12 protein-coding genes and 1 pseudogene are annotated in these 9159 nt (G+C 51.8%); 7 read left to right on the top strand and 6 right to left on the bottom strand.

The features are described 5' to 3' along the window. Window positions 1-610 precede the first annotated feature (610 nt). Window positions 611-1171 (top strand): hypothetical protein, encoded by a 561-nt coding sequence (locus QNH99_RS23475; protein ID WP_410517846.1) that lies wholly within the window; start codon window positions 611-613, stop codon window positions 1169-1171. 67 nt (window positions 1172-1238) lie between these two features. Further along, entirely contained in the window at window positions 1239-1532 is a 294-nt protein-coding gene (locus QNH99_RS23470) for a hypothetical protein (protein ID WP_410517845.1), read from the top strand. A 500-nt stretch (window positions 1533-2032) separates the two neighbouring features. Here the strand turns inward: QNH99_RS23470 and QNH99_RS23465 are convergent, their stop codons facing one another. The 6 genes from QNH99_RS23465 to QNH99_RS23440 all read right to left on the bottom strand — a co-directional run bounded on the left by QNH99_RS23465 (window position 2033) and on the right by QNH99_RS23440 (window position 6036). After that, window positions 2033-2353 (bottom strand): hypothetical protein, encoded by a 321-nt coding sequence (locus tag QNH99_RS23465; RefSeq protein WP_410517844.1) that lies wholly within the window; start codon window positions 2351-2353, stop codon window positions 2033-2035. Between the two features lie 145 nt (window positions 2354-2498). Beyond that, entirely contained in the window at window positions 2499-3524 is a 1026-nt protein-coding gene (locus tag QNH99_RS23460; protein ID WP_410517843.1) for a hypothetical protein, read from the bottom strand. Then, the gene (locus tag QNH99_RS23455; RefSeq protein ID WP_410517842.1) at window positions 3521-4165 is read right to left on the bottom strand and encodes a hypothetical protein; all 645 of its coding nucleotides are present in this window, start codon (window positions 4163-4165) and stop codon (window positions 3521-3523) included. Before QNH99_RS23455 ends, QNH99_RS23460 begins: the two co-directional genes overlap by 4 nt. Window positions 4166-4598: 433 nt before the next feature. Next, a complete protein-coding gene (locus QNH99_RS23450) occupies window positions 4599-5153 on the bottom strand; it encodes a hypothetical protein (RefSeq protein WP_410517841.1) in 555 nt (184 codons plus the stop codon). 10 nt (window positions 5154-5163) lie between these two features. Beyond that, window positions 5164-5445 (bottom strand): hypothetical protein, encoded by a 282-nt coding sequence (locus QNH99_RS23445; protein WP_410517840.1) that lies wholly within the window; start codon window positions 5443-5445, stop codon window positions 5164-5166. Window positions 5446-5592: 147 nt separating this feature from the next. Beyond that, window positions 5593-6036 (bottom strand): hypothetical protein, encoded by a 444-nt coding sequence (locus QNH99_RS23440; protein ID WP_410517839.1) that lies wholly within the window; start codon window positions 6034-6036, stop codon window positions 5593-5595. Between the two features lie 227 nt (window positions 6037-6263). On the opposite strand from QNH99_RS23440, the gene QNH99_RS23435 reads away from it, so the two are divergent. From QNH99_RS23435 to QNH99_RS23415, 5 genes and pseudogenes are all read left to right on the top strand, one after another. After that, window positions 6264-6458: a hypothetical protein gene (locus QNH99_RS23435; RefSeq protein WP_410517838.1), complete on the top strand. Its 195-nt coding sequence runs from the start codon at window positions 6264-6266 to the stop codon at window positions 6456-6458. A 162-nt stretch (window positions 6459-6620) separates the two neighbouring features. Next, entirely contained in the window at window positions 6621-6872 is a 252-nt protein-coding gene (locus QNH99_RS23430) for a DNA polymerase III subunit theta (RefSeq protein ID WP_410517837.1), read from the top strand. Between the two features lie 122 nt (window positions 6873-6994). After that, a pseudogene (locus tag QNH99_RS23425) lies at window positions 6995-7453 on the top strand (STM2901 family protein). Then, window positions 7447-7782, top strand: coding sequence for a DUF1493 family protein (locus QNH99_RS23420; protein ID WP_410517836.1), 336 nt, complete (start codon window positions 7447-7449; stop codon window positions 7780-7782). Before QNH99_RS23425 ends, QNH99_RS23420 begins: the two are co-directional and overlap by 7 nt. A 717-nt stretch (window positions 7783-8499) precedes the next feature. Further along, the gene (locus QNH99_RS23415) at window positions 8500-9138 is read left to right on the top strand and encodes a DNA-binding protein (RefSeq protein WP_410517835.1); all 639 of its coding nucleotides are present in this window, start codon (window positions 8500-8502) and stop codon (window positions 9136-9138) included. Window positions 9139-9159: the final 21 nt, after the last annotated feature.

Below are 9159 nucleotides of genomic sequence, written 5' to 3'. Positions count from 1 at the left end.
TTATTTCCGAAAGATCCTGTTGGGGATAATTGGATCATACTACCCGCTCCAGTGGATCTAATCCACCCGTTATAGTGGATGATCTACCCGGTACAGTGGATGAGCTCCCCGTTACAGTGTATGAAAGCACCCGATCCAGTGGAGCGTGTCGGCCTGAAAGCCCCGTAATTCGTAGCCTGAGCGCGATCTTAATCCTTATTGATCTGAATTTGATCCTGATATGATCTTATTGTTTATTCTATCCTGTGGATAAAAAGAACAATGTCAAGGCTTTGCAGGATGCGTAGGGGTATGAGTGCAGGATTATTCACATCAAGAGGAAGTGCTGATCGGGATTGTAAAAAAACACGCCATATTGATGATTTTCTGATTCATCAGTAACAGGAGCTATGGAGTAAAGCACTACAAACTACACAACCAAAAGTACGACAGCGCCTTATAAAAAATCTTTATCCGCATAACTGCATTCTTAATGCAGGATATCTTGTGCTCATCAGACGGACCTTGATATAAACAAACTGTAATATGGCAAGTTCATCATGGTGTTAATCAGTAACAATACACGAAAATTACAGTAGATATGAAAGTTTAAGACAGGGCTAAACATCTAATGGAACTCTTCCACGGTACAAGAAAACGTTTTGATAATTTTGACGTATCTTTTAAAGGAACAGGCGAATCAGGAACTGTCGATGCATGCTGGTTTACACATAACTTCGATGGCGCTAAAAACCATGCTCTTATTAAAAACAGAAATGAAGGTAAGCCCCTCGTCTACAGGTGTGAAGTCACCCCGGAAGCATTAATAGCTGACCCCCGTATCACTCTTAATGAGCAACCTCATATTGCGGAAAAACTTTACAGGCATCTTCCTGTTGCATTCAGTTGCGAACTTGAAAAGGGTTTTCACTGGCATCCACCTGCGGGAGCGTTGTATCGTAAGAATAAGGATACAAATTTTACGAAGGGTAAAACCTACTTAGTAAGTAAGGACGCTCTGGAAGGAAAAATGCGGATGGGCGGAAATGACCTTATCTGCTTGTACAAGGCCTGCGGGATTCATGGGGTTTATTACTGGGAAGGCGTATGGACAGACCCCTTCTACAGAGGGCCTACGACAATAATTTTTGATTTTGCCTGCCTTAAAATAACGGACATTATTGAAGTTTGAATTCGTGACCGCGTAACGTGCTGCACTGATTCGCTGGCTCACTTACCAGTGAAAGGAGCTAAAGAGTATGAAAATTGAAGACCCGATGGAAGTCTCTTTTTCTGCTAAAAAAGATTATGATGTATGGAAAAAAAACATTGAGGGAATGATCAGAGCATCCCCTGAACCCGTATTGGTAATCGCAGAGCCTTATCATGGTAATCCTGCATTCCGGGAATGGGTCAAAAAGCTTAGCTCTGGTGAAAAACTGCCGCGCGGTAAGTTTTTCCGGAAGGCGGAAATACGTCGCTGGATTGAGAATCTGCCCAGTCTGAACGTCCATGGTGTATCTACTGTACACTTCATAGATATCAAACTGTAGTTATTCTTATTTTATAAGGAATGAACAATGGATAACTATATTTTCATATGTGTGCCTGTTTTCGTTTTCTTATCAATACTGGTAGGGATGATTAAGTATTCTAAAGGCAGACTTGAAGTTAATAAATTTGAGCAATGCATAGTAGGTAGCTTGGGTGTCGGAAATTATATTCTTTACTCTTATTATTACAAAAACCTTATGAGTCAGAGTTTTGTGGTTCTGGCCTGTTGTTTAATTTTCATAACGTTGAACAGAAACTCAGAAAAATTCCGTTTATAATGTTAGACACTTTGATGTCTGCCTCATGAAAAGAACCTAAAGCCAGCTGACAAAACACTTAATTCAGGTTAATGGCATGCAAGCGTGAGTAATGGAGCTTACTGAACTGGGCAACGGCCGATCATTTCTGAGACTGGAATGCCGATCAACTCAGCTCCTGCAGGACACTGGCGCAACGAATAAACTTCCCCGCCAGGGTAGGGTTCCGGCAGCAGCAGGGTTTACTCCGGATCGCGTTCATAGTAACAGGTCCCGTCAATGCACCATGTTCTGGCCGCTTTATCACCGCTCAGCGTGAGGTTATATTCGGGTTTCTGAACTGCAGTTCCCGGCTCAGCCCTGACACACCCGCCCACCGTCGCAACTTCACCGCTTTTCAGAATCAGCACGGACAGGCCATCGCCAAAAAAGTGGCAGTCCGATTTGACCAGTGCCAGTGTGCCGTATTCCCTGAGATGACCCTTGCGGTATTTGGTTAATCCCAGGCCTGATGTCGCCGATTTTAAAACCAAAAAGAGGAAAAAGAATAAAATCAGCCCCATTATGAGTATGGTGATTTCAGAGACTGTTTTTTTATGTCTGCCGTTTTGCCTGTCATGTCGGTAACCCTCTGAGATAATAAGTCAGAGCGCTGATGAAGAACTGGACTGCAGGGCACAGCAGCTAGGGGTTTTACAGATACGGAGCTCAGGTATTTCTGCCGGGATTGTTCACCCGGGGAAAGTCCTCAGGCAACTTCGCGTCAGTGAGAAACGGAAGCAGCGCTGCGCCAGCCTGTGAGCCGTGCTCAAGCAGCGTTTCTGTCAGGCGCGCATGTACGCCACGGTTCACGTCAAAAAACGCCTTAAGCCGGGCATTCTGGGCATTCCTGAGTGCGGCCAGATGACGCTGATTGCTGGCGATTTCCAGCTCAGAAGACGGTTCAGGGTAAAACACGCCGTCGGAGAGATGGCAGCTCAGGTAGGCGGTGGCCACGGTCACCCATCGCGTGGCGTCGTTCACCGCCCCGAGCGAAACCCGGCCCGTATAACAGCGCTCGCCGGCGGTACCTGACAGGCAGGCCAGCATTTGCCACTCGGCGGCTTCCTTTTCTGTCAGCAGGTCACGCGGAACCCCGTCGTTCACAAAACCCAGCGCGTCGCTCCCGTCGCTCCCGTCGGTCCTGTTTTTCACCTGTACTCTGAGCGTGTCCGGCAGCGGTGACCAGGCGGCATAAAGCAGGGCATGTCCGGCTTCATGGGCCGCGATAAAGCGCCGGTCCTGTTCCGTTACCTGCCTGGCCGCGCCCACGGAAATGGGGAAGTTGTACCGGACGCCGGCAGGCTGCTCATGGTCCATTCGGATCGCCAGCTGGCAGACTGCGGCCACAGTCAGACAGCACGCATAGACGGTCAGGATACCCATCAACAGACCGGGCTTCTCCAGAATGCTGTCAGCAAAGGTTCCGATTGCGGCCAGCAGGACGGTGAGAGTGGTAAAGCCGTATAAAAGAACGCGCAGCCTGTAACGCTGATAAAAAATACCGGCGACAAAACAGCAGGTGACGACCAGTCCGCCCGCATACTGCACACCGGAGAACATCATGGCGGCAGTTTTTGTGACGGGCATCTGAGTGTGCGTCAGGGCCAGCCACATAACGGTCAGTGCGCCGGCAGTTTCCGTCACAATGCGCAGTAGCCCGGTCAGGGTTAGCGGTAAGGTAAACAACTTCATGGTTTCTGACCCCCCTTCGCACTGTGAGCGCTGTCCATGATCGTACTGATTGCGTCCGAGAGTTGCTGACTCCGCCCGCTGCGGTAGTCCGGCCAGGGCAGGAACGGACGGGACATGCCAGCCATTAGCATCATACCGGTGGGACAGCGCCATTCTGAAGGCGCTCCCCTGTTGTAATGGACGAGCATGGTTTCACGCGGGCAGTTCACATCACTGTTTTCGCGTTCACCGAGTACAAAAGGTGACACCACGCCGGTGCCGCTGCCCGAAACAAACCAGAGGCTGTTGGCAAAAATGAACGTCAGGAGTAATGTGGCCACAATGGCACCGCAGAACCAGAAACGACGGGGGGCCAGCCAGGCGCGTCGGATGAAAAGAGCAAAAAGTCCCATGGACGCCAGCAAACCGGCCCACTGTAAGCCCACAGACAGGCGGGACAGCCCGTCAAGACTCTGGGCCTGCTCAATGTTGGACAGCGAAACGGCAAAAGGTGAAACCAGGGCCATCGTCAACAAGGGGATGGCTAACGACTCGGTAAAGTCCCAAGCTGTTTTCTGAGTTCCGCTGTTCAACTTCATATGGCTGAAGATTACGCCTATGCTCATGACCATTACAAAACTGCTCAGCGCCATATAAAGCATCTCACTGACCTCCCTTCTCGCGGGGACTGAACGACGGGTATGCCTTGCTGAATTCTGTGGCCGTGAGCCTTTCCGGATGATCACCCGGCCCGCTGTTGTGTGCTTTCTGATGGTAAAAGAACGAAAATATGGCCACACCCAGTAAAACGCCGCACGTAAAGCCAGTCAGCCAGCGCGCAATAACGGACCTTTCGGGTCTGACGGAAACACTCATCCTGTGTGCAAAAAAAAGCCCGGATCCTACGCTGAGAATGACCCAAGTTCCCGGAAAAGGGATAAGCCCGCGTCTCTCGAGCGTCAGTGCGACAGCGAATGTGGTTAACAAAATGGCAGCCTGCAATACGATGAAATGAAGCAATGAACGGGGTCTTTCTTTTAACATGGTGCCCATAGCGTATCCCTGATGATGTTTTCTTAACCCTGGCTGTACGCACTAACCTGCGAAGCAGAAAAGCAGGCGCATGTCGTGCGTGGCATTCAGCACCCGCAGCGTTTCAAGATGGATAAAGTACATTCTTCCCAGAAAAGCCCTGAATGTGATGTTCTGTGGCGGAGATATGTCCCTGCAAGAAAAGGCCCGGTCATAGTCGAACGCAAGGAGCTCGGCGGCAGACAACCAGCTGTGGCCGTAGCTTTCCGTTTCCACCATCGACAGCCGCCCGGCTACCGTTTCGGGCAACGGAACCTCAGTCCACCCGATGTAATAAGGGGATTGCTGCAGAATTTCAGGGGCCAGGTGCTGCAGGGCATCGTCTGATATGTCCTCTGGTAAACCACGCGGTACTGACAGCGCAGGGCATCCGCTGTCGTTTCGGATATCCGCGAACAGGCTGAACATCCCGTAATGCTGAAAGCAGAACGGGGCCGGACTGAACTGGGGGACATCGCGTGTAGTGTGGGAAGAAGGAAGCAGAAATACGGCGTCTTCGCTGAGCATCCAACCTTCTGAGGTGCGTTTTTCCGCGCAGGTGCGCATGTAGGTTCCCATTGCGTTGACCTCATTCCTGCCCTAGCTGTGGCGGAACCGTCATGCCCAGTGCGCCCGTCAGTTCGTCGATGCTGAGTGGGACATCGAACCATTTCCCGTTCGACAGCACGACGCGGGAGCCCAGTACGTGTCGGGCGTCTTTTAAATAACTTTCTTCACGGACCCAGGCGATAAGCTCTTTCTGTATGATCCAGGTTTTGTTGTTTCTGTCCCGCAGGGCCACTAAGCTGGCCGGTGAGCAGGCTGCAGCGGTATAGGCCTCAGATGAGTTGTTTATGCTGGTATCTAACATGCTGTGCTTCCTTAAAAGGTGTACCTAAACGTTATTATTGTGTCCGTCCTGACGCGGACGGGCTGTCTGTTTATTTATCGTCGCCGCTCCGCTTTTCTTCATCCCTGTTCACGCGGCTGAGGCGTTCGTCCTGCGTCTGGCTGGCCGTTACTCTCCGGGCAGTCTGCTGACATAACTGCCATCCGGGCACCGGAGCCAGACCATGCTCTCGGGCGATGCGCCTGTCCTGACCACCGTCCAGGTTTCCGGATGCCCGGACGGCGTGGCGGCGCTGGCAACGATAACGTTAACCTGCTTCGTCACACTGTTTATCACTATGCACCTGGTCTTTGACCCGGCGGATTGCTCCTCCCGGCTGCAGGCATCCTGACCGAACACCCGACCAGGACGACCGTGATCGTCAAAGGTCATGCCCGGGGAGATGACGATGGCAGGCCGCTCCGGGTTACGTGCAGCATCCGGGACGGCTTCCGCCCGATCGCAGCCGGCAAGTACCAGCACGACCGCTGCCGCCATACTTAACCGGTGGTTACGGGTATGACGCTTCATCTCTGAAAATTTAATCGGGTAATCACTGGTTTTGTCTGACATGCTGCACCTCACGTTTATCAATATTACTGGCCGCCGTCTCCGGGACCGTCTGTTGTATCCGGATTAACCTGAACGCGTACCGGCAGTCCTGCCTGCTGGCAAATGCGGTACCACTCTGCCACCTGCAGGGCGTCGCCTGTCAGCAGCCTCCGGCCGCCTTCGGACCGCTTAAGTTGCAGGCAGGGGGAACCGTCGAGGCGGATCACGTACGCCGCCGCACGGATGTCGTGGTCCTCACCTGCCAGGGGCACGGTTACGGCGTGCATACCGGCGTCTGCTCCCGGTGCGGACGCCAGTATGCAGATCTGCGTTTCCTGGCGGCGGCGCTCAGCAGCTTCCCGTTCTGCCTGCAGCAGCGGCGCGGCAACGGCTCTGCCTGCGTCGGTAAGCTGCCCGGCCAGCGTCAGATCCCGTGCCCGTGAAAGACGCAGCCAGCCGGCAGCCTCCAGACGCCGGCAGGACGCACGCAGGTTGGCCGACGCAAAACAGCATACGCAATCCCACCGGCCGTTCTGGCCATCATCACAACCCTTCCTGACGCCTCTGCCCGAACAGGCGGTATACTGTGCTCAGGAGGAGTTACCATGTCACATAATATTGCAGCAAAAGACAGGCTGGATCGGGATAAAATAAACGTTGATCTCGCAGCCTCAGGCGTTGCCTGGAAAGAGCGGATGAATAAACCCGTTATCCCCATGGAAACAGAACTGCAGCAGCCAGAGGCGCTGCGGGAATATTTTCGTGAGCGCCTCGCCCATTACCGGCAGGTTGCCCAGACGCTGCCAAAGGGCACCGATCCGGTTTACCAGAAAGAGGACAAGCCTGAAGGAAACTGATGGCAGGCCAGTTAATGGCCGGACGGACGTTCCTGACCGTCAGGTTGCCAGTCGTCACGCGCAGCGTTATCTTCAGATCCACGTCAGGGAGATAGCTGCAGCTGAGGTTACGGGAGCGGAAAGTGGATACAACTGAAGAGCTGGGACAGACCTATTTCTATGCGGGACGCCCGAACCTCTCAGCCGGTGAACTGTTCTTTATGATTTTTTGTGAGCAGGTAGCCGTCCAGCTGGGAGTACGGGATTTCTCTGCCATTGTTGCCGTTCTCTCTGGTGCAAACGTACTGCCCACCCGCACTAAGCCGGGAGGGGCTGTCAGAGGAACGTCGCTGGCCTCGCGGGCAGCCAGGCGCGTTTTCGGTGATGCCACTTTTCCCTGGGGCATCAAACTACCCTAATTTGTCGGAGGATATCCGCCTTCCACGCTGAGAATACGCTTGGTCGCCAGAATTGGTACCTTTACCGGACGTGCAATTCCGGTTCTGGGCTGGGTTATTGTGGCTTCTGACGTGTCGCAAATCGCCTATCACAGCGTCCTTGAATACAACCGGATCGCGCGGGGAGAGGATAAACTATGGTAACCGACGAACTTGGTGAGAAAATTTACGCACTGGTCAGGCGTTATAACGGAAAAGGCGTTTTCACAGAGCACGAGCTCAGGCCAGAAACCGATCTGGATGCGGATCTTCATCTCAGTGAAGATGAGGCGCAGTCGCTGATGGATGAATTTTTTAATGAATTCAACGTCAGCAGGGAGAACTTCACTCTTGCAACATACTATCCGCCTGAGCCGCCCCTGCTGGCGATACTGAATCCTTTCCGGCGTCAGCGATGCGTTCCTGAAGTCCCTGACTTTACCATCTCAATGCTAATTGAATCAGCCCGTGAAGGACGCTGGCGCTACGAATAATCAGGCCCGTTCGGGTACGGGCCCAGCAGCAGGAAGGTTTATCCCTGCTCCCGTTCGTAGTAGCAGGTTTTGTCAATGCATCGTGTTCTGGCGGCTTCATCACCGCTCAGAGTGAGGTTATATTCTGGTTTCTGCACTGCAGTTCCCAGCTCAGCTCAGACACACTCGTCCACCGTCGCAACTTCTTCGCTTTTCAGAACCAGCACGGGCAGGTCACCGCCGCCAAAAAAGTGGCAGTCCGATTTGACCAGAGACAGTGTGCCGTATTCCCTGAGATGACCCTTGCGATATTTGTTAAGTTCCAGACCTCATATCGCCGATTTTAAAACCCAAAAAACGGAAAAACATAAAAACAGCCCAGTAAAAGAGTGGTGATTTCAGAGACTATTTTTTGTCTGCTTGCCGTTTTCCCTGTCATGTCGGTAACCCTCACAGATAATAAGTCAGAGCGCTGATGAAGAACCGGACGTCGTGGCACAGCAGCGCAGTCCAGGGTTTTACGGATACGGGGTTCAGGTATTTGTGCCGAGATTGTTCACCCGCGGAAAGTCCTCAGGCAGCTGCACGACAAACTACGTTCCCTAAATCCACTTCCGGAACAGGTAACAGATTTCTCGGAACATCAATCGAGAGAATGAGGCGAATAATAAAACAGCAATTATTTGACGATTTACGTATCGTTGTAGTATTCTTTCGTAAAAGAGAGGTGCCTATACTATGAACACTGTTGAAAAAAACACCTATAAAGTCTCCTGGACTCAGGGCCTTTCTAGTGAGAGAAAAGCCCTGCAGGAGCGTATGTTCCATCTTGTTGAAGCCATCGCAGATAACATGGCTAAGGATAAATCCTTGACCAGCGCACTGAAACTCAATGATGGCGATCTTGCTAAGCTCATTTTCGAAAAACAACTTGAGCGTGATGCCCATGTTCCCGAACGTGAACTGCGAGTCATTCAGCGCATTAATGAGGGTACCCGGAAATTCATTAACCGGCTTTCAGAACTGGGTGGAACGCTCAAAGCTGGCGAGGTTGCAAAACTGACTAATAAAACCCGACAGGCTGTTAATCATCAGCTGAAAACCGGCAAGCTACTGGCCGTAAGACCAGGCAACGATTACCTTTTTCCTGCATTTCAGTTTCAGGGAGAAAAAGTCGTTAATGGTTTCGGAGAAGTCATGTCTTTGCTGGGCCATGATATGAGTCCGGTCACGAAAGTCTCATTTTTTACTGCCATGTATTATTTTGAAGACACTGAACTCAATGTCATAGATGCTATGAAGTTGCCAGATGCAGATCGCTATATTGATGAGATAAAGCATCAGGCCGCACTGTTTGGCCGCCATATTGCTAAATAAAAAAGCCTGGCTTTACAGGCC

Source organism: Pantoea allii (assembly GCF_046529425.1).
Lineage (GTDB): Bacteria > Pseudomonadota > Gammaproteobacteria > Enterobacterales > Enterobacteriaceae > Pantoea > Pantoea allii.
This window is presented reverse-complemented; position numbering and strand designations above follow the sequence as displayed.

Excerpts from the sequence above, each read along its gene's own strand:
- QNH99_RS23475 (WP_410517846.1), top strand. The coding sequence starts at position 611 with ATGGAACTCTTCCACGGTACAAGAAAACGTTTTGATAATTTTGACGTA.
- QNH99_RS23470 (WP_410517845.1), top strand. The coding sequence starts at position 1,239 with ATGAAAATTGAAGACCCGATGGAAGTCTCTTTTTCTGCTAAAAAAGAT.
- QNH99_RS23465 (WP_410517844.1), bottom strand. The coding sequence starts at position 2,353 with ATGGGGCTGATTTTATTCTTTTTCCTCTTTTTGGTTTTAAAATCGGCG.
- QNH99_RS23460 (WP_410517843.1), bottom strand. The coding sequence starts at position 3,524 with ATGAAGTTGTTTACCTTACCGCTAACCCTGACCGGGCTACTGCGCATT.
- QNH99_RS23455 (WP_410517842.1), bottom strand. The coding sequence starts at position 4,165 with ATGCTTTATATGGCGCTGAGCAGTTTTGTAATGGTCATGAGCATAGGC.
- QNH99_RS23450 (WP_410517841.1), bottom strand. The coding sequence starts at position 5,153 with ATGGGAACCTACATGCGCACCTGCGCGGAAAAACGCACCTCAGAAGGT.
- QNH99_RS23445 (WP_410517840.1), bottom strand. The coding sequence starts at position 5,445 with ATGTTAGATACCAGCATAAACAACTCATCTGAGGCCTATACCGCTGCA.
- QNH99_RS23440 (WP_410517839.1), bottom strand. The coding sequence starts at position 6,036 with ATGTCAGACAAAACCAGTGATTACCCGATTAAATTTTCAGAGATGAAG.
- QNH99_RS23430 (WP_410517837.1), top strand. The coding sequence starts at position 6,621 with ATGTCACATAATATTGCAGCAAAAGACAGGCTGGATCGGGATAAAATA.
- QNH99_RS23420 (WP_410517836.1), top strand. The coding sequence starts at position 7,447 with ATGGTAACCGACGAACTTGGTGAGAAAATTTACGCACTGGTCAGGCGT.
- QNH99_RS23415 (WP_410517835.1), top strand. The coding sequence starts at position 8,500 with ATGAACACTGTTGAAAAAAACACCTATAAAGTCTCCTGGACTCAGGGC.